General features: G+C 66.6%; 16 protein-coding genes. 7 read left to right on the top strand and 9 right to left on the bottom strand.

The features are described from left to right. Window positions 1–80: 80 nt before the first annotated feature. The 5 genes from QP457_RS03655 to QP457_RS03635 all read right to left on the bottom strand — a co-directional run bounded on the left by QP457_RS03655 (window position 81) and on the right by QP457_RS03635 (window position 5,398). Window positions 81–1,016: a DUF6607 family protein gene (locus QP457_RS03655; protein ID WP_205406078.1), complete on the bottom strand. Its 936-nt coding sequence runs from the start codon at window positions 1,014–1,016 to the stop codon at window positions 81–83. Window positions 1,017–1,088: 72 nt separating this feature from the next. After that, entirely contained in the window at window positions 1,089–1,691 is a 603-nt protein-coding gene (locus QP457_RS03650; RefSeq protein ID WP_205406077.1) for a Hemin transport protein, read from the bottom strand. A 4-nt stretch (window positions 1,692–1,695) separates the two neighbouring features. Next, a complete protein-coding gene (locus QP457_RS03645; RefSeq protein ID WP_205406076.1) occupies window positions 1,696–3,882 on the bottom strand; it encodes a TonB-dependent hemoglobin/transferrin/lactoferrin family receptor in 2,187 nt (728 codons plus the stop codon). 152 nt (window positions 3,883–4,034) lie between these two features. Next, the gene (locus QP457_RS03640) at window positions 4,035–4,229 is read right to left on the bottom strand and encodes a hemin uptake protein HemP (protein ID WP_005412278.1); all 195 of its coding nucleotides are present in this window, start codon (window positions 4,227–4,229) and stop codon (window positions 4,035–4,037) included. Window positions 4,230–4,426: 197 nt separating this feature from the next. Then, window positions 4,427–5,398, bottom strand: coding sequence for an aldo/keto reductase (locus QP457_RS03635; protein WP_205406075.1), 972 nt, complete (start codon window positions 5,396–5,398; stop codon window positions 4,427–4,429). Window positions 5,399–5,591: 193 nt separating this feature from the next. On the opposite strand from QP457_RS03635, the gene QP457_RS03630 reads away from it, so the two are divergent. Both QP457_RS03630 and QP457_RS03625 read left to right on the top strand, forming a co-directional pair. Beyond that, window positions 5,592–6,890, top strand: a complete 1,299-nt coding sequence (locus tag QP457_RS03630) for a nucleoside transporter C-terminal domain-containing protein (RefSeq protein WP_205406074.1) — start codon at window positions 5,592–5,594, stop codon at window positions 6,888–6,890. Window positions 6,891–6,915: 25 nt separating this feature from the next. Continuing rightward, complete coding sequence (locus QP457_RS03625; protein ID WP_205406073.1) at window positions 6,916–7,881, top strand: ribokinase; 966 nt, start codon at window positions 6,916–6,918, stop codon at window positions 7,879–7,881. Between the two features lie 97 nt (window positions 7,882–7,978). Here QP457_RS03625 and QP457_RS03620 read toward each other — a convergent pair whose 3' ends face one another. Continuing rightward, window positions 7,979–9,163: an MFS transporter gene (locus QP457_RS03620; RefSeq protein WP_205406072.1), complete on the bottom strand. Its 1,185-nt coding sequence runs from the start codon at window positions 9,161–9,163 to the stop codon at window positions 7,979–7,981. A 93-nt stretch (window positions 9,164–9,256) separates the two neighbouring features. Here QP457_RS03620 and QP457_RS03615 point away from each other — a divergent pair, with 93 nt between their 5' ends. The 4 genes from QP457_RS03615 to QP457_RS03600 all read left to right on the top strand — a co-directional run bounded on the left by QP457_RS03615 (window position 9,257) and on the right by QP457_RS03600 (window position 12,710). Continuing rightward, window positions 9,257–10,174 (top strand): LysR family transcriptional regulator, encoded by a 918-nt coding sequence (locus QP457_RS03615; RefSeq protein ID WP_180166772.1) that lies wholly within the window; start codon window positions 9,257–9,259, stop codon window positions 10,172–10,174. A 112-nt stretch (window positions 10,175–10,286) separates the two neighbouring features. Then, window positions 10,287–10,712 (top strand): hypothetical protein, encoded by a 426-nt coding sequence (locus tag QP457_RS03610; RefSeq protein ID WP_205406071.1) that lies wholly within the window; start codon window positions 10,287–10,289, stop codon window positions 10,710–10,712. A 164-nt stretch (window positions 10,713–10,876) separates the two neighbouring features. Beyond that, window positions 10,877–11,872: a tRNA dihydrouridine synthase DusB gene (gene dusB, locus QP457_RS03605; RefSeq protein WP_099820273.1), complete on the top strand. Its 996-nt coding sequence runs from the start codon at window positions 10,877–10,879 to the stop codon at window positions 11,870–11,872. Window positions 11,873–11,882: 10 nt separating this feature from the next. Beyond that, on the top strand, window positions 11,883–12,710 hold the full coding sequence (locus QP457_RS03600; protein ID WP_205406070.1) for a class I SAM-dependent methyltransferase: 828 nt from the start codon (window positions 11,883–11,885) through the stop codon (window positions 12,708–12,710). Window positions 12,711–12,800: 90 nt separating this feature from the next. On the opposite strand, the gene QP457_RS03595 is transcribed toward QP457_RS03600, so the two are convergent. From QP457_RS03595 to QP457_RS03585, 3 genes are all read right to left on the bottom strand, one after another. Beyond that, window positions 12,801–13,835, bottom strand: coding sequence for a metal-dependent hydrolase (locus tag QP457_RS03595; protein ID WP_205406069.1), 1,035 nt, complete (start codon window positions 13,833–13,835; stop codon window positions 12,801–12,803). A 155-nt stretch (window positions 13,836–13,990) separates the two neighbouring features. After that, window positions 13,991–14,791 (bottom strand): UDP-2,3-diacylglucosamine diphosphatase, encoded by an 801-nt coding sequence (locus QP457_RS03590; RefSeq protein WP_205406068.1) that lies wholly within the window; start codon window positions 14,789–14,791, stop codon window positions 13,991–13,993. Continuing rightward, entirely contained in the window at window positions 14,788–16,497 is a 1,710-nt protein-coding gene (locus QP457_RS03585; protein ID WP_205406067.1) for a lysophospholipid acyltransferase family protein, read from the bottom strand. Before QP457_RS03585 ends, QP457_RS03590 begins: the two co-directional genes overlap by 4 nt. A gap of 313 nt (window positions 16,498–16,810) precedes the next feature. Here QP457_RS03585 and metK point away from each other — a divergent pair, with 313 nt between their 5' ends. Then, window positions 16,811–18,022, top strand: coding sequence for a methionine adenosyltransferase (gene metK / locus QP457_RS03580; RefSeq protein ID WP_089238823.1), 1,212 nt, complete (start codon window positions 16,811–16,813; stop codon window positions 18,020–18,022). Window positions 18,023–18,162 lie beyond the last annotated feature (140 nt).

Below are 18,162 nucleotides of genomic sequence, written 5' to 3'. Positions count from 1 at the left end.
GGTGCAATCACCGCCGGAGAGCGTGCCGAGCAAGCTCGGCACCCACCAGTGCAGTGCACGGCCGACACCCTCCGCGCCGATCACCCTTCCTTCGGCGCCTTTTCCACGAACTTGGCGAAGACTTCGTCGATCTGCGTGTCCTTCACCTTCTTGCCGGCCTGCACATCCTCAGCCTGGGTGAACAACGGGATGATCATTGCCATGCCATCGAGCTTGGTCTTCAGGTGCACGCCCGGGGCCTGGGTCAGGAAGCCGTCCCAACGCTGGCGTACCTTGCTCCAGTAACCGGCAGTGGCCTTCCAGTAATCACGCGCCGGGGTGAAGTCGACCTCGGTGGTCCTGATGTAGTCGTTGAAGCCGAATTCGCGGGCGATTTCGACCTGGCTGCCATCCGCGTTGCGCTGCACCTTGGTGTTGAACTGCTCGTGGGTCCAGCCGTTCGGGGTCAGGGTGTGGCGGTTGACCACGGCCAGCGCGTTGTAATCGCTGCGCTTGGTGTACTCACGCCGCGGCAGCGGGCGCCAGCTGATGTCGCTGGTCCAGGTCGGCACGTTGTTGCCGTAGGTCCACGTGCCGGTGCCGCAGTAGCGCGGTGCATCGCTGACTTCGTACACGCACTGGGTCCAGGCGCCCTGGTTGGTCGCCGCCGGAATCGTGCGCACCTGCCAGGTCTGGTCGGCGCTGAACTCGAAACGGTTCGGCGCTTCGTACACCCAGTCCTGACGCCAGTGCTTGGTCACATGGCCGCTCTTCTCGTCCAGCAGCAGGTGCTGCAGCACGATGCGCTTCGGGCTGTCCTCGACCACGATCACCACTTCGTTGCCACCGCTGCGCATGGCCGGTGCGCGCTCGTAGCCCGGCTTCAGCAGCACGGTCTCATCGAAGGCAAAATCCACCGTGTACTCACCCTGCATGGCCAGGATGCTGTCGTGGTCACGGGCGATGTCGGAGGGCTGCGCGTTGGCGGCGCCACTGGCGGCGAGCAGCACCATCACGCTGGCTGTCTGGAACTTCATCGGGTCTTCCTTCGGGGTTGCAGGTTTCGTGGAAAGGCCATCCTGGCCAGCAGTCGATCCATCGCAATCAGGTCACAGGCGGACCAGCGGCAGGTCGCCGGGAGCGCGTGCGGCAGGGCGGCGTGCGGCATCGGCACAACAACAGTCGTCGATCGCCAGTTCGCCTTCGGCTCCTTCGATGCGCGCGATCCGGCGCGCGGTGGCGGCACCAAGCGACGACAACGTGGACAGGCTGGCGGCGAGCGTGCGGCCTTCGTCGGCGGCGTGCAGGCGCAGCGTGCACAGGCGCCAGCGTTGGCCGCCCAGGTGCCCGGCCAGGCGCCGCCACAGCCGCTCGCCGACGCTGGCGTCGCTGTCGTGTTCCGGGCCTGGCGGCAGCGTCGCCACCAGCCGGTCCCAGGCCAGGAAATCACTGTCCGGCAACAGGTACAGGCGCCACACGCAGCGGCCGCGCGCATCGAGGAAGCACAGGCTTTCGCGCAGGCCCTCACTGTCCACACCCTGGCAGGCATGCACCGATACTGCCTGGCGCCAGCCGCCAAGTTCATTGCCATCGGCGTGGTACAGGCACAACACGGTGCCGAGCGCTGCCAGCTGTGCCGGCGCAGGCCAGGCCCGCAGCGACAAACGCGACAGGGAGGACGGCAGGCGACGTGCAGACAGGGCTCGGCTCATGGAATCACCAGGACACGGCAAGGCTGGCCGACAGAGTGCGGCCGGGGCTGGTATAGCGGTCCAGAACGGTGCTGCTGGCCGACAGGGTCGAGCCGACGTTGGACCAGTCGATGTAACGCTTGTCACCCAGGTTGAAGATACCGACGTTGAAGGTCGCACCCGGGGCGAAGTTCCAGTGCGCCATCAGGTCGGCCACGCCATAGCCGGCTGGGCGATAGATGGCGGTCGAGGCCACACGGTCCTTGCGCTTGACGAAGGTGCCGGCCAGTTCTACGCCCCAGGTATCGGTGTCGTACATCAGGCCGACGGTGCCGCGCATCGGATCGACCGAATCCAGCGGCACATCGGCGGTCTTGTTGTCGCCGCGCGACCACGCCACTGCACTGCGCAGCGCCCAGCCCTGCAGCGCCGGGCTGATCTGGCCGAAGTCGACACCGGCCTTCAGTTCGGCACCGTAGATGCGTGCGTCGGCGATGTTGCGCGACTGGAACACCATCAGGCCCTGCGCGTTGGTGCCCACCAGCGTCTGCGACTCGATGAAGTCCTTGTAGTCGTTGTAGTAGCCACTCAGGCTCACGTACGCCGCCGGCGACAGGAAGCGCATGCCCAGTTCGACGCCGTCGCTGGTTTCCGGCTTCAGGTCCGGATTGGGAATGGCGGTGTAGCCGAAAGCGAAGTTGGTGAAACCGAGGTTGACGTCGTTGTACGGCGGCGAGCGGAAGCCACGCGAGTAACCGGCAAACAGCGACCACTCGTCGGTGAAGCGATAGACCAGGCCGAACTTCGGCGACACGCTGGTCTTCTTCAGTTCCGACACGGCCACGCCGGGGTTGTCCTCGGCGAAGATGCTGTCCACGTCCGGCTTCAGTTCGTAGCGGTCCACGCGCACGCCCGGCACCAGCGACAGCTTGCCGTCGGCCAGGCGCATTTCATCCTGTGCGTACAGGCCCAGCTCGGTGGTCTTGCTGATCGGGAAATCGCGCACGGGGAACGCGTCGGGCAGGATCGTCGTGCTGACCACGCCACGGTTGCTGACCTGGTAGCCATCGCGCTTCTGGCGGATCTCGGTGCGGGCGCCATCGAAGCCATAGGTCAGCGCGTGTTCGACGCTGCCGGTGCTGAAGGCCTTGTTGAACACCGCCTGCAGGCCATACACGCGCTGGTCGAAACTGAACTCGCGATGGCGGGTGCTGCCATTTGCGCGCGCCTCATTGGTTCGCTGCCTGGTTTCGCTGTCCTGCGTGTAGACCTGCCAGTGCAGGCTGTCGGCGAAGCCCTTGTCCAGCGCATCCATCTCGTGGGCGAAGGACACGCGGGTGCGGTTCTGCGTGTCGCGCGCCTTCATGCCGGTGGTGGTGGTGCGGTCGATCGAGGACAGCACGTTGGTATCGGTGTTGTCTTCGTTGCCTTCCACGGTCAGGCGGAAACGCTGGTCGTCGCTGGGCGCATAGACCAGCTTGGCCAGGCCGCTGCGGCCATCGCGGTCCTGCGGGTTGGCCGCGGTGCGCGTGTTGTCGTTGCTGCGCACATCCCCCTTGTTGTCGGTTTCCTGGCCTTGGCGGTGGTTGATGTTGACCATGCCGCTCCAGTGTTCCCCCCCGAAGGCGCTGGTCACACCGCCGAGCAGGCCTTTCCACTCACCGTCGTAGCCGAACTTCAGGCCGACATAGCTGTCCTTGCCATCCTTCAGGTAATCGGCCGGGTCCTTGGTGACGAAGGCAACCACGCCACCGAGTGCGTCCGAGCCGTACAGCGAGCTGGCCGGTCCGCGCACGATCTCCACGCGCTTGAGCGTGTCCAGGTCGGTGAAGTTGCGGTTGGCGTTGGAGAACGAGCCGATGTTGAAGCTGGTCGGCATGGCGATGCCGTCGGTCTGGATGCGCACACGGTTGCCGTCCAGGCCGCGGATTCGGATGCTGCCGATGCCGAAGCGGGTGGCGCTGCGGCTGACCGACAGGCCCGGCTCGTAGCGCACCAGATCCTTGATGTCCTGCACCAGCTGCCGGTCCATCTGCTCGCGGTCGATCACATCGACGGTGGCAGCGACATCGCTGACCGCACGTTCGGTACGGGTGGCGGTGACCTGCACGCGATCGAACTCGCGCGCATCAGGCGCGGCGTCGGCAGCAGCATGGGCGGACAGCGGCAGGGCCATCCACAGGGCAATGGAAAGGGCAGTCGGGCGGGTCATCGGCATCGTTCGGTCAGGCAGGGGAACCCCCGGACACCGCCACGCCAAGCAGGCATGAACGGTAGACCGAGGGGGAGAGAGCAGGAGCGGACGGGTCGCCCACCCTGCCGGCGCGGCCGACAGGAGGGAGGGAGGCGGGCGACCAGACCGCGTTACTTGGTCAGGATCAGCTTGTCGTTGCTGGTATGACGCAGACGGTAGAAACGGTCACCGTGCTGGATCAGGATTTCACGACGGCCCTTGAGCAGGGCTTCGCTGTCGATGACCTCTTCCGGCGGCACGACACGAACCGGGCGGTCGCGGAGGGTCAACGTTTCGGGGCGCAGCAGTACAGGTTGAGCATTCATGAGCATCTGGACTCGTGCGAGGGACGAGTTAAATGATAATGATTCTCAGTTGACAATCAACAATCATTCTCAACTTAATTGATGGAATTAATGATCGAAATTTCAATTTCGATAGCCTTTGCCTATCGAAATAGGTGCAATTGGGCGCGGTAAGGCCGGCCGAGCGTGGGCTCGGCCCTACAACCTGTCCTCGGCCCTCAGGCGAATACGGCTTCCACCTGCGCCCAGCCGGCATCATCCACCTGCGCCAGTACGTCCAGCGCCTGCAGGTTCTGCAGCAGCTGGCTGACCCGGCTGGCGCCGAGGATCACGCTGGAGACGTTGGGATTGCGCAGGCACCAGGCGATGGCCAGGCTGGCCGGGGCGTGGCCCAGCTCGCGGGCTACCGCACTGAAGCGTCGCACTTGGGCCAGGCGCGCATCGGCGTTGTCGCCCAGCACCAGGTCCTGCAACCAGCCCATGCCTTCGCGGCCCAGCCGCGCATCGGCCGGCACGCCGTCGTCATACTTGCCGCTCAGCAGGCCCGAGGCCAGCGGCGAGAAGATCGTGGTGCCCAGCCCGGCGGTGGCATACAGCGGCGCGTACTCCACCTCCACCCGCTCCCGATGCAGCAGGTTGTACTGCGGCTGCTCCATCGACGGTGCCTGCAGGTTGTGGCGCGCGGCGATGTCCACCGCTTGCTGGATCTGGTTGGCCGACCATTCCGACGTGCCCCAGTACAGCACCTTGCCCTGCCGGACCAGGGTATCCATGGCATGCACCGTCTCAGCGATCGGGGCGTCCGGATCCGGGCGATGACAATAATAAAGGTCCAGATAGTCCACCCGCAGGCGCTTGAGCGCAGCGTGGCAGGCGTCGGTCACATGCTTGCGCGACAGGCCGCGTTGGGTCGGCCGCGGGTCCTTGGCACTGCCGAAGAACACCTTGCTGGACACGCAGAAGCCATCACGCGGCAGCCGCAGGTCGGCAATCACATCGCCCATCACCTGCTCGGCGCGGCCGTTGGCATAGCCCTCGGCGTTGTCGAAGAAGTTGATGCCATGGTCCCAGGCCGCCGCCACCAGGTTGCGCGCCTCATCGCGCGGCACCTGGTCGCCGAAGGTCACCCAGGCGCCGAAGGACAGGGCGGACATCGGCAGGCCGGTGGAGCCAAGGCGACGGTAGAGCATGCGATTCTCCTGCTGCGGGCCCGCATACGGGCCGGGATCAAGCCACCATTCTACCTGTCCCGGCAGGCGCAACCCCTTGCTGTTGCTGGCCTGATCGGAGCCGATGGCCGCGCGCAGACCGCTTTTCCTTGCTCCGGCACCTGCCCTGCACTAGGCTTCCCGTTTTTCGCGACGCCCCAGGGGAGTCACTCAGATGGTCGAAGGTTTGGGCAGGATCGGCTTCGGCCTGTTCGGTTTGGCGGTGCTGATCGGCATCACCTGGCTGTTTTCCAACAACAAGCGCGCGGTGGACTGGAAGCTGGTCGCCACCGGCATCACCCTGCAGATCGCCTTTGCGGCACTGGTGATCCTGGTACCGGGCGGGCGCGACGTATTCGATGCGCTGGGCCAGGGCTTCGTGAAGGTGCTGAGCTTCGTCAACGAAGGTTCGAAGTTCATCTTCGGCTCCTTGATGGACGTCAAGAACTACGGTTTCATCTTCGCCTTCCAGGTGCTGCCGACGATCATCTTCTTCTCGGCGCTGATGGGGGTCATGTACCACCTCAACGTCATGCAGGCGATCGTGCGGGTAATGGCCTGGTCGATCACCAAGGTGATGCGCGTGTCCGGTGCGGAAACCACCAGCGTCTGCGCCAGCGTGTTCATCGGCCAGACCGAGGCACCGCTGACGGTGCGTCCGTACATCGCCAAGATGACCCAGTCCGAGCTGCTGACGATGATGATCGGCGGCATGGCCCATATCGCCGGCGGCGTGCTTGCCGCGTACGTGGGCATGCTCGGCGGCGGCGATCCGGTGCAGCAGGCGTTCTACGCCAAGCATCTGCTGGCGGCCAGCATCATGGCGGCCCCGGCCACCCTGGTCGTGGCCAAGCTGCTGATTCCGGAAACCGGTACCCCGCTGACCCGCGGCACTGTCAAGATGGAAGTGGAGAAGACCTCCAGCAACATCATCGACGCGGCCGCTGCCGGCGCCGGTGACGGCCTGAAGCTGGCACTGAACATCGGTGCGATGCTGCTGGCCTTCATCGCCCTGATCGCCCTGCTCAATGCGCCGCTGACCTGGATTGGTGAAGTCACCGGCCTGGCGGCTGCGATCGGCAAGCCGACCGACCTGTCGACCATCTTTGGCTACGTGCTGGCGCCGATCGCCTGGGTGATCGGTACCCCGTGGGCCGACGCCACCACCGTGGGTTCGCTGATCGGCCAGAAGGTCGTGATCAACGAATTCGTCGCCTACACCGAACTGTCGAAGATCGTGAATGGCCAGGTGCCGGGCATGAGCCTGTCGGAAGAAGGTCGCCTGATCGCCACCTACGCCCTGTGCGGCTTCGCCAATTTCAGTTCGATTGCGATCCAGATCGGCGGCATCGGCGGTCTGGCACCGGAACGTCGCCACGATCTGGCCAAGTTCGGCCTGCGCGCGGTGCTGGGCGGTACCATCGCAACCTTCATGACGGCTACCATCGCCGGCGTGCTGACGCATTTCAGCTGAACCCTTGTTTGAGAAAAGATTCCCTATGAGCAGCAGTGTCGTTGTCGTCGGTTCCTTCAATGTCGATCACGTGTGGCGGTGCGAGTCGCTGCCGGCACCGGGTGCGACCATTGCCGGCCGCTACAGCACCGGTCCGGGTGGCAAGGGCTTCAACCAGGCCGTTGCCGCCTGCCGTGCCGGCGCTGACACCAGCTTCCTGTGTGCGCTGGGCGACGATGCGGGTGGTGCCACCGCCCGTGACCTGGCCGCGCAGGATGGTTTCGCGCTGATCGCCGAAGCCAGCAGCGAGCCGACCGGCACCGCCGGCATCTATGTCGATGCCCGTGGCCGCAACACCATCGTCATCGGCCCGGGCGCCAATGCGGCGCTGAGCACCGACTTCGTGCAGCAACAGCAGGCCCTGCTGACCGGCGCCAAGGTGGTGCTGGTGCAGCTGGAATCGCCGGTGCAGACCATCGAAGCGGCACTGGCCGTGGCCCGCGAGGCCGGTGTCACCACCGTGCTCAACACCGCACCGGCCGACGCACCCTCGACCATCGGCCTGCTCAAGCTGGCCGACGTGATCACCCCGAACGAGACCGAATTCGCTGCCCTGCTCGGCCGTCATGTCGGCGAGCGCGTGGATGCCAACGACGTCGCCGCGCTGGACGGCGCCAGCCTGCATGCGCTGTGCCGCAAGCTGGTCGGCAACGGCACGGTGGTGGTGACCCTGGGTTCGGTGGGCGTGTTCGTGTCGCATGCCGACGAGCATCTGCGTGGTGACACCCAGCCGTACTATCGCGTGGGTGCCGAACAGGTGCAGGCGATCGACACCACCGGTGCCGGCGATGCCTTCAACGGTGCACTGGTGGCCTCGCTCGCCCAGGTGCCGGACGCTCCGTTCGCCCGCCACGTGCGCTTCGCCAATCAGTTCGCCGGCCGCTCGACCGAGAAGGAAGGCGCGGCCGCGGCAATGCCGCGCTTCACCCCGGCCGATGCCGAAGTGAAGTAAATGAAGTGAAGTAGATCTGCGCCACGCGTGGATGAAGGGCCCGGGCATGCAGATGCCCGGGCTTTTTTTTTGTCTTCCATCCACGCACCGCGTGGATTTACTGCCAACGCCGCAGCAACAGGCCAGCGGCAATCGCCAGCACCGCCACGGCGGCCGCAGCCAGGCCCAGCGAGGCCAGGCCGAAGCGTTCGATGACGCCGCCACCGAGCAGCGCGCCCAGACCGATACCAGCGTTGGCCGCCGAGACATTCAAGGTACCGGCCAGCGCCTGCGCCTGCGGCGCGGCTCGCATCACCCGCACCTGGCACAGCGGGAACAACGCGGTATGCGCAATCCCCCACAGCGCCAGTGCGATGACTGTCAATGCCCCCTGCCCGGCCCAGCCGACGCTCGCCAGCATTCCCACCGCCAGCACCGTGCAGAACGCGATGGTCGCACCCAGCGGTGCGCGGTCAACCCAGCGCCCGCCCAGTGCATTGCCGAGGAGCCCCACCACACCGAAGCCCATCAGCCACCAGCCCACCTGCCCGGCAGGGACGCGTGACAAGCGTTCGAGCACGTCGGCCAGATAGGTGTAGGCGGCGAACATGGCGGTGAACACCAGCACCGACAACAGCACATTGCCCAACAGCCACGGCTGGCGAAGCACACGCGCCTGCTCACCCAGCGCTCGCCGCGGTTCAACGCTCGTTTCCGCCGGCATCCACAGCGCCAGCGCCCCGGCCATCAGCAGCGACAACGCGGCCAACAGCCAGAAGCTGCCGCGCCAACCAATGGCATCGGCGGCCAGCGTACCCAGCGGGATACCGAACAGCATCGCGGCGGTTATGCCCAGATAGATCCGTGCCACCGCACGTCCGCCCTGACCAGCGGGCGCCAACCGCACGGCGGTCTCGCTGGCAGTGCCCCAGAACACCGGCAGCGCCAACGCCGGCAACACCCGCGCCAGCGCCAGCACCCACGGCTGCTCGGCCACGGCGGCCAGCGCATTGGAGGCCGCGAACAGCACAAGAATGACCACGAACAAGCGGCGTCGGTTGAAGTGCGACAACAGCGCAGTCAACGGCGGCCCGGCCAGCATGACGGTGAACGCAAACAGGGTGACCAGCTGTCCGGCGCGGGCGATGCTCAGGCCGAGGTCGCGTGCCAGCGCAGGCAACAGGCCGACGATCAGGAATTCGGTGGTGACGATAACGAACGCGGATATTGCCAGCAACACGCTCGAGAGGCGTGCGCGGGCAACGCTGTGGCCAAGAGCCAGTGAAGAATCGAGAGAGGACATTCAGGTGAATCAGGTCAGGAGTCGACAGCCTATTCCCTGCATCCATTCCGATTGTTGCTATATTTTCGGCCAATTCCGGACAGATATTCGCCAATGCTTCCCACCGAGCGGCTGCGTGGCATCGAGGCCTTCGTCGCCACCGCCGATGCAGGTAGTTTTACCGCTGCCGCCGAGCGCCTGCACCTGACCAGTTCGGCGATCGGCAAGACCGTTGCCCGGCTGGAGGCACGGCTGGGAGTGCGGTTGTTCGAGCGCAGCACGCGGCGCCTGCGCCTAACCGAAGCCGGTGAGGGCTTCTACCGCACCTGTGTCCGCGTGATGGGCGAACTGGCCGATGCCGAATCGGTACTGGCCGCACACGCAGACGCCCCCGTGGGCCGCCTGCGGGTGGATGCACCGGCCACCTTCGGGCGCGTGAAGGTCTGGCCAATCCTGCTGCACCTGGCCGCCGAGTTTCCGCAGCTGTGGCCGCAGGTGACCTTCAGCGACCGCTTCATCGACCTGGCCGAGGAAGGCGTCGATCTGGCTGTACGCATCGGTGGCCCGGAACCACTGCCGGTCACCCTCGGCAGCCGCCTGCTTGGCCACGAATGCCTGCGCTTCTGTGCGTCACCAGCCTATCTGCAGCGGCACGGTTTGCCCGGCTCGGCGGCCGAGCTGGCCGACCATGATGGGGTACTGTTCGGCCGTGCCGATGGGAGCATTGGGCCGTGGCAGGTCGCCGATGCCGGGCAGCGCATCGCACCGCTGCAGGCCCGAGCTCGGCTGGTGGTCGGTAGTGCCGAAGCACAGGTGGCGGCGGTCGAAGCCGGCTTCGGCATCGCCCAACTCGCCACCTGGCTGCTCGATGACGCACTGGCACGCGGCAGCCTGGTTTCGATCCTGCCGGAACTGGACTGCCGCGGCCTGCCGCTGCGATTGCTGTGGTCGCAAGGCCGACAATTGCTACCGCGCGTGGATGTGGCATTGGACCGGCTGGCGGCTGGGCTGCGGATCGATCCACCGCGCTGAACCACCTCCCGCGCGTGGTGTCGTGCCGTCGATGCAGGTGCGACTGCCTGCCGCATTGCCCGCGCCCTGGCCCTCGCCCACCATCCGCCCAGCTTCTCTGCTCAGGCGCGACATGAACGGATTCCCCTGGCTGCTGGTCGCGGCCACCGGCAGTGCCATCGCGGCCCTGCTGCACATCGGCTGCATCGCTTTCGGTGCCCCCTGGTATGAGCGCTTCGGTGCCGGTCGGCGCGTGGTCCAGCTGGCCGAGGCCGGGCATTGGTGGCCGCCACTGATGACAACTGGCATCACCGCCGTGCTGCTGGTCTGGGCACTGTATGCGCTGGCGGCAGCAAGGCATGCGCCGATGGTCGGCAGTCACTGGGTACTGCCCGGCATCGCTGCCCTGTTGCTGTTGCGCGCGGCGATGGGGTTCGTGCTGGCGGTGCTGCGCCCCGGCTACAACGGCAAGCGCTTCTGGGTGGCCAGTTCGCTGGTCTGCCTCGGCCTCGGGCTGGCGTTCGCGTTCGGCGCCGCCCAAACCTGGCAATCCCTGTAGGGCAGCGGTTCACCCAGCCGACCACCATCGCCTGCCCTTGGGGGCGACGGAAGCAACCGTCAAGCATCTGCTGATGCCCGTGCGGCATGAGGTCGGTCCGGATCGGCCTGAACCGGCAGGCCGGCAACCCCGCCGGGGCGCCGGCCGCGCCCTACAATGGGCGCATGCAGATCGGCCCGTACTCCATTGCCCCCAACGTCGTGCTGGCACCCATGGCCGGCGTCACCGACAAGCCCTTCCGCCTGCTGTGCAAACGGCTGGGCGCGGGTCTGGCTGCCTCGGAAATGACCATCAGCGACCCGCGCTTCTGGAACACGCGCAAGTCGATCCACCGCATGGACCATGCCGGTGAACCGGCGCCGATCAGCGTACAGATTGCCGGTACCGAGCCGCAGCAGCTGGCCGAGGCGGCGCGTTACAACGTCGACCATGGCGCGCAGATCATCGACATCAACATGGGCTGCCCGGCCAAGAAGGTGTGCAACGCCTGGGCGGGCTCTGCGCTGATGCGCGACGAGCAGCTGGTCGCGCGCATCCTGGAAGCCGTGGTCAACGCGGTGGACGTACCGGTGACGCTGAAGATCCGCACCGGCTGGGACTGCGACCACCGCAACGGCCCGGTCATCGCCCGCATCGCCGAGGCCAGTGGCATCGCCGCCCTGGCCGTGCACGGCCGTACCCGCGACCAGCACTACACCGGCCAGGCCGAGTACGCCACGATTGGCGAGATCAAGGCCGCGTTGCGCATTCCGGTGATCGCCAACGGCGATATCGATTCGCCGCAGAAGGCCGCCTTCGTACTGCAGCAGACCGGCGTGGACGCGGTGATGATCGGCCGCTCCGCACAGGGCCGGCCGTGGATCTTCCGCGAGGTGGCGCATTACCTGGCCACCGGCGAGGAACTGCCGCCGCCGTCGCTGGCCGAAGTGCGCGACATCCTGCTCGGCCACCTGCACGCACTGCACGATTTCTATGGCGAACCGCAGGGCGTGCGCATCGCACGCAAGCACCTGGGCTGGTACGCCAAGGACCGGCCGGAGAATGCCGCGTTCCGCGCGGTGGTCAACCGTGCTGAAGATCCGGCCAGCCAGATCGCACTGACCACCGACTATTTCGACCGCCTGATCGCCGGGGAACCGGCGATGTCTTCTGCTGCCTGAGCCCGCCATCATGACCCCGCCGATTTCTTCCCCGACCTACCTGCACGGGTTCTCCGGCACCGAGCAGCAGCGCCTGATGACCCAGGCGCGCCTGCTGGAATCGAGCATCTTCGGCCAGATCGATTACAGCGGCGCAAAGCGCCTGCTGGAAGTCGGCAGCGGCGTGGGTGCACAGACCGAGATCCTGCTGCGCCGCTTTCCCGAGCTGCACGTGACCGGCGTGGACCTGAGCGAGACCCAGCTGGAAACCGCACGCGAGAATCTGGCGCGTACGCCGTGGTGCAGCGACCGTTACACGCTGCAGCAGGCCGATGCCGGCGAACTGCCGTTCGAGGCGCGCACCTTCGATGCGGCCTTCCTGTGCTGGGTACTGGAACACGTGCCCTCGCCCGCGCGCGTGCTGAGTGAAGTACGCCGCGTACTCGCCCCGGGCTCGCCGGTGTACATCACCGAGGTGATGAATGCCTCGTTCCTGCTTGATCCGTATTCGCCGCACATCTGGCGCTACTGGATGGCCTTCAATGACTTCCAGTACGACCATGGCGGTGACCCGTTCGTCGGCGCCAAGCTGGGCAATCTGCTGCTGGCCGGCGGCTTCCGCGATGTGCACACCGAGATCAAGACCATCCACCTGGACAACCGCGAACCGGCACGTCGCAAGACGATGATCGCGTTCTGGGAACAGCTGCTGCTGTCAGCGGCTGACCAGCTGCTGCAGGCCGGCACGGTGGACGAAGAAGCGGTGGAGGGCATGCGTCGCGAGTTCCGGCTGGTGCAGAACGATCCGAACGCGGTGTTCTTCTATTCGTTCGTGCAGGGCCGCGCGACGGTGTATTGAGCGGCCCCGGCACTACCGATTGAGGCAGTAGAGCCACGCCATGCGTGGCTGCCGCCGCCGATGCACACCCCATCCACGCGTGGCGTGGATCTACTGTTCGGGTTCGTGCCAGATGCGCTGCCACATGGCCGACAACCGGCGGCCGGCATCGGCACGCGCGGCCGGGCTGCTGTAGTCCACCCGCAGCTGCTCGGGCACGATCGCGCGCCACTGGCCGTCAACCTGCTCGGCCACCGCGAAGTTGAAGGTGTAGTCCGGCTCCAGGCCCATGCGCAGGTCGCTCAGCACCAGCCGGCCTTCAACCACCTGTGCGCGCATGAAGCCACGGTTGAACCACTGCAGACGCTGTACTGCCGGAATTCCCGCCGCTTCGCGCAATGCCTGCACGTTGGACGGATGCCCCTCGAAACGCATCGGCGCGTGGTCGGCCACCACCGAGTGGTCACCCACCACGTAGCCATTGGGGGTCATCGCCACCACCCGCCACAGCAGGGTATTGAACGGCATCGGCACCGAGAACCGCGGCGCGTCGCCCAGGCCCATCGCGGCCAGGCTCTGCTGCGCGGCACGGTCGACCTGGGCCTTGGCGATCAGCCCCCAGCCCAGGTACGCACTGCTGAGCAGCAGCGCAACACCAAGCACCTTGCCCGCCCACGGCCGCGCCCGACCGAACCAGGCCAGCACGCAGCCCAGCAGCAGCCACACCGTGTAGCCGGGATCGATGATGAAGACACTCGAGCCCATCGCCGGATGCGGCTGCAACGGCCACCACAGCTGCGTGCCGTAGACGGTGAACGCATCCAGCACCGGATGGGTGACCAGCGCCAGCTGGATCGCCCAGAACCAGCGCACCGGTGACTGCGCCACCCTGCCCTTGCCGAAGCGCTTGAACAGCCACCAGATCAACGCGGCTACCCACGGCAGCACCAGCAGCGAATGGCTGAAACTGCGATGGTCGGTCATGTTCGCCACCGGGTCGGCGGCGGCAACGCCCAGCCACAGGGCATCCAGGTCCGGCAGGGTACCGAGCGCGGCACCGGCCAGCAGAGCGGCACGGCGGTGTCCAGGCGGGGCGATGGCGGCAGCGACGGCGCCGCCGAGAACGATCTGGGTCAATGAGTCCATCGGCCGATGCTAGCGGGTTGCGCGCGGTGTATGTAGCGCCGAGCCCATGCTCGGCTGCGCTTCGTTCGGCGCCACGACAGCCGAGCATGGGCTCGGCGCTACAGGGGGACCACCTTGCCCGCCCGTCGAGCATGGCTCGACGCTACAGGAGCGGTTTATGCCGCCTGCGACAACCGCGCCCCGGGCAGCTCGACCAGTGTCTGCCCGTTGTGGTCCAGCAGCCGCAACGCGCCGTCGTGGTCCTCGGCCAACGCGGTCAGGCTTTCCACCCAGTCGCCGTCATTGGCGTAGACCAGACCGTCACGCTCGATCAGCGCGGCGCGGTGGATGTGTCCGCAGACGATGCCATCCAGGCCACGCCGGCGCACATCATCCAGACCGGCCTGCACGAAGCGCTCGATGTAGCGTTCGGCCGCACTGCTCTGCCGTTTCAGGAATTCGGACAGCGACCAGTAGCGCATTCCGAGTCGACGCCGCACCGCGTTCAACAGATGGTTGCCGGTGAGGATGCGGTAGTACAGCCAGTCACCGAAGCGCTCCTGCAGGCCACCGAAGTGGGTGACGCCGTCATAGTCGTCGCCATGCGCCACCAGCAGCCGGCGGCCATCGACCGTGGTGTGGATCGCGCGGCGGCGCACCTGCATCGCCGGCAGCATCAGCCCACATACCTGGCGCAGCGACGCGTCGTGGTTGCCGGGGATGTAGATGATCTCGGTACCGGCGCGCCGCAGCGCGTGCAGGGCCAGGATGACCTCGCTGTGCGACTGCCGCCAGTTGGCGCGCCGGTGTGCCATCCACCACAGGTCGATGATGTCGCCGACCAGGTACAGGCGCTCGCAGCGCAGCGTGCCGAGGAAACGCGCCAGCTCGGTGGCGTGGCAATGCCGCGACCCGAGATGCACATCGGAGACGAACACGGCGCGACGATGCGGTGCCAGGTTCGCCAGCGTGCTCATGCCGGCATCCCCGCTTCGCGCAGGTAGCGTTTGCGCTTGTGTGGCCGGATCGCGTGCAGGTCGACTTCGATCAGGCCGTCGATCGAGTCGCTGAAATCCGGATCGACGCCGAACGCCAGGAACCGTGCACCGCCGGGTTCGCACAGGTCGGTGTACTGCCGGTACAAGGTGGGCACGCCGGTGCCAAGCGCGGCGAGGTTGGCCTTGAGCACGTCGAAGGCGGCCGCCGCATCCAGTTCACCGAAGCACGGTGGCGCGGCGAAGTACTGGAACGGCCGGTTCGATTGCACCCGACCATCGGCCGCGCCGTAGTAACGCTGGTAATAGGCCACCAGCTGCTCGCGCGCATCGCGGGGCAAGGCGGCGCTGATCGACACCGCACCGAACAGATAACGGATGCCGGGCTGGCATTGCAGATAGGCGCCGATGCCCTGCCACAGGTAATCCAGGCTGCGGCTGCCCCAGTAATCGGGCACCACGAAACTGCGGCCCAGTTCCAGGCCTTCGGCAATGCGTGGAATGGCATCGTCGGAATAGCGGAACAGGGAGGCACTGTAGAGCCCGGCCAGGCCCCGGCGCGCCAACGCCTGCGCGCCACGCATGATCCGGTAGGCACCGGCGATGCGCTGGGCGGTGCCGTCCCAGATCACGATGTGCTGGTAGTGCAGGTCGAAGTCGTCCAGGTCGCGACTGCGCCCCGTGCCCTCGCCCACCTGGCGGAAGGTCAATTCGCGCAGCCGCCCCAGCTCGTGCAGCAACGGCGAATCAGCCGTGCAACTGGCCAGCAGGATCTGTTTGCCATCGGCGGTCTGCCCCAGCACGGTGGCAGCGGCAATCCCAGCGGCAACCTGTGCAGGCGGCACCGGTGCGGCCAGCGGCTCGGGTCCTGCAGGGCAGCCTTCGGCGACCGGCGTAGTGCGCCCCAGGGCGTATACGGCGCGGCGCACAGCCAACAGCTGCGCGCCGGGGTCACCCTGCCCCAGCTGCATCGGTTCGCCGATGCGCAGCCGCAGTGGCCGGCCACGGCGGGCGAACATCTCGCGTGCCAGCAATGCTGTACCGGCCGGCTTGAACAGGGTCGAGGCGCCGTAGAACAGCGCGGAGTTGCGCGCTTCCACCCGCACCGGCAGCACCGGTGCAGCGGCGGCACGGGCAAAGCGGACAAAACCCCGCTGCCAGCGACCATCGCGGATGCCGAGCAGCGACAACCGCGAGACCTCGCCGGCCGGGAACACGATCACGCACTGCTCGGCCGCCAGCGCCTGCTCCACCGCCTGCAGGCTGGTGCGCTGGACCTTGCCACCGAGGATGCGCACCGGCAGCAGCAGGTCCTGCAGCGGCCCGATCGCGCCCAGCAGATCGTTGGCCACGATGCGTACGTCGCGGCGGATGCGGCCGACGGCATCCAGCAGTGCCAAGGCATCCAGCGCGCCGGAAGGATGATTGGCCACGATCAACAGGCGGCCGGTGGCCGGAATCCGCGCCAGTGCGGCGGGGTCCACGTGGTAGCGGCCCTCGATGAACTCCAGTCCGGCGGCGACGAAGTCGAAACCGCGCACGTTGGCGTTGCGGCGCAGGAACTCTTCGATCCGGTCCAGCCGCGACCAGCGTCCGACGCTGCGCAGCAGGGGCCGGGCCAGTTGGCCGCGACGGCCATGGAACCAGTCGGGATAGCGTTGCTGCAGACGCTGTTCGAGTTCCTGCATGGCGTGTCCACTCCTGCCCGGCGGCCGGGTTGGCCGAGAGCCTGCGCCCAGGACGCGGCAGCCAGATGGCGATTTGGCGGCAGAATGATGACGGCGCCTGCACCGGCCCATCCGGGCCCGGCGGGGGCGGCAATGGTCACGCCAGTGGAACACTGCCTGCGCACGATGCCCCCGCAATGCCCGCCAGGCCTTGCCCTGCCGGGCACAACACCTTAACCACCGGCAACCCATACGGGTTCACAATGCACAGGCGGCGCACCCCGTGTATCATTCGCGCCCATCTTTCCATCCGAATCAAAGGATATTAAGCCTGATGTCCAGCTACCTCTTCACCTCCGAGTCGGTCTCTGAAGGCCATCCGGACAAGGTTGCCGACCAGATCTCCGATGCGGTGCTGGACGCGATCCTGACCCAGGACCAGCGCGCCCGTGTGGCCTGCGAGACCATGGTCAAGACCGGCGTTGCCATCGTTGCCGGCGAGATCACCACCAGCGCCTGGATCGACCTGGAAGCGCTGACCCGCAAGGTCATCGTGGACATCGGCTATGACAGCTCCGAAGTCGGCTTCGACGGCGCCACCTGCGGCGTGCTGAACCTGATCGGCAAGCAGTCCCCGCACATCGCCCAGGGCGTTGACCGCAAGAAGCCGGAAGAAATGGGCGCTGGCGACCAGGGCCTGATGTTCGGCTATGCCACCAACGAAACCGACAGCTACATGCCGGCGGCGATCCACCTGTCGCACCGCCTGGTCGAGCAGCAGGCCAAGATCCGCAAGAAGCGCAACTCGCCGCTGTCCTGGCTGCGTCCGGATGCCAAGAGCCAGGTCACCCTGCGCTATGAAAACGGCGTGGTCTCGGCCATCGACGCGGTGGTCCTGTCGACCCAGCACGCCCCGGGCATCAAGCAGAAGGACCTCATCGAGGCCGTCCGCGAAGAGATCATCAAGCCGGTGCTGCCGGCCAAGTGGCTGCACAAGGGCACCAAGTTCCACATCAACCCGACCGGCAAGTTCGAGATCGGCGGCCCGGTGGGCGACTGCGGCCTGACCGGTCGCAAGATCATCGTCGACACCTACGGCGGCTGGGCCCGTCACGGTGGTGGCGCGTTCTCCGGCAAGGATCCGTCCAAGGTCGACCGTTCGGCCGCCTACGCTGCCCGCTACGTTGCCAAGAACGTGGTTGCCGCCGGCCTGGCTGACCGTTGCGAAGTGCAGGTCTCCTACGCCATCGGCGTGGCTGAGCCGACCTCGATCTCGGTCACCACCTTCGGCACCGGCAAGATCAGCGACGACAAGATCGAGAAGCTGATCCGCAAGCACTTCGACCTGCGCCCGTACGGCATCATCAAGATGCTGGACCTGATCCACCCGATGTACCAGCAGACCGCGGCCTACGGCCACTTCGGCCGCAAGCCGAAGGAGTTCAGCTACATCAACGGTGAAGGCGAGACCGTCAACGCCACGGCCTTCTCCTGGGAGAAGACCGATCGCGCCGCCGCCCTGCGCGCCGATGCGAAGCTGAAGTAAGACAGACGAAGGGCCGCTGTAGAGCCGACTGTTAGTCGGCTGACCTTCAAGAAGGGCCGCGCAAGCGGCCCTTCTGCTTCCTGTAGAGCCGAGCCCATGCTCGGCTTTCTTTTTGTCTGCGCCAAGAGCAGCCGAGCAAT

It is taken from the genome of Stenotrophomonas sp. As-7 (genome assembly GCF_030291015.1).
In the GTDB taxonomy this organism is placed as follows: domain Bacteria; phylum Pseudomonadota; class Gammaproteobacteria; order Xanthomonadales; family Xanthomonadaceae; genus Stenotrophomonas; species Stenotrophomonas lactitubi.
Note: the sequence above shows the minus strand (reverse complement) of the source record. Positions and strands in the feature narration are given on the sequence as shown.

What these genes read in the sequence shown, in the direction of transcription:
- QP457_RS03655 (WP_205406078.1), bottom strand. Translation starts at nt 1,016, where the DNA reads ATGAAGTTCCAGACAGCCAGCGTGATGGTGCTGCTCGCCGCCAGTGGC.
- QP457_RS03650 (WP_205406077.1), bottom strand. Translation starts at nt 1,691, where the DNA reads ATGAGCCGAGCCCTGTCTGCACGTCGCCTGCCGTCCTCCCTGTCGCGT.
- QP457_RS03645 (WP_205406076.1), bottom strand. Translation starts at nt 3,882, where the DNA reads ATGACCCGCCCGACTGCCCTTTCCATTGCCCTGTGGATGGCCCTGCCG.
- QP457_RS03640 (WP_005412278.1), bottom strand. Translation starts at nt 4,229, where the DNA reads ATGAATGCTCAACCTGTACTGCTGCGCCCCGAAACGTTGACCCTCCGC.
- QP457_RS03635 (WP_205406075.1), bottom strand. Translation starts at nt 5,398, where the DNA reads ATGCTCTACCGTCGCCTTGGCTCCACCGGCCTGCCGATGTCCGCCCTG.
- QP457_RS03630 (WP_205406074.1), top strand. Translation starts at nt 5,592, where the DNA reads ATGGTCGAAGGTTTGGGCAGGATCGGCTTCGGCCTGTTCGGTTTGGCG.
- QP457_RS03625 (WP_205406073.1), top strand. Translation starts at nt 6,916, where the DNA reads ATGAGCAGCAGTGTCGTTGTCGTCGGTTCCTTCAATGTCGATCACGTG.
- QP457_RS03620 (WP_205406072.1), bottom strand. Translation starts at nt 9,163, where the DNA reads ATGTCCTCTCTCGATTCTTCACTGGCTCTTGGCCACAGCGTTGCCCGC.
- QP457_RS03615 (WP_180166772.1), top strand. Translation starts at nt 9,257, where the DNA reads ATGCTTCCCACCGAGCGGCTGCGTGGCATCGAGGCCTTCGTCGCCACC.
- QP457_RS03610 (WP_205406071.1), top strand. Translation starts at nt 10,287, where the DNA reads ATGAACGGATTCCCCTGGCTGCTGGTCGCGGCCACCGGCAGTGCCATC.
- dusB (WP_099820273.1), top strand. Translation starts at nt 10,877, where the DNA reads ATGCAGATCGGCCCGTACTCCATTGCCCCCAACGTCGTGCTGGCACCC.
- QP457_RS03600 (WP_205406070.1), top strand. Translation starts at nt 11,883, where the DNA reads ATGACCCCGCCGATTTCTTCCCCGACCTACCTGCACGGGTTCTCCGGC.
- QP457_RS03595 (WP_205406069.1), bottom strand. Translation starts at nt 13,835, where the DNA reads ATGGACTCATTGACCCAGATCGTTCTCGGCGGCGCCGTCGCTGCCGCC.
- QP457_RS03590 (WP_205406068.1), bottom strand. Translation starts at nt 14,791, where the DNA reads ATGAGCACGCTGGCGAACCTGGCACCGCATCGTCGCGCCGTGTTCGTC.
- QP457_RS03585 (WP_205406067.1), bottom strand. Translation starts at nt 16,497, where the DNA reads ATGCAGGAACTCGAACAGCGTCTGCAGCAACGCTATCCCGACTGGTTC.
- metK (WP_089238823.1), top strand. Translation starts at nt 16,811, where the DNA reads ATGTCCAGCTACCTCTTCACCTCCGAGTCGGTCTCTGAAGGCCATCCG.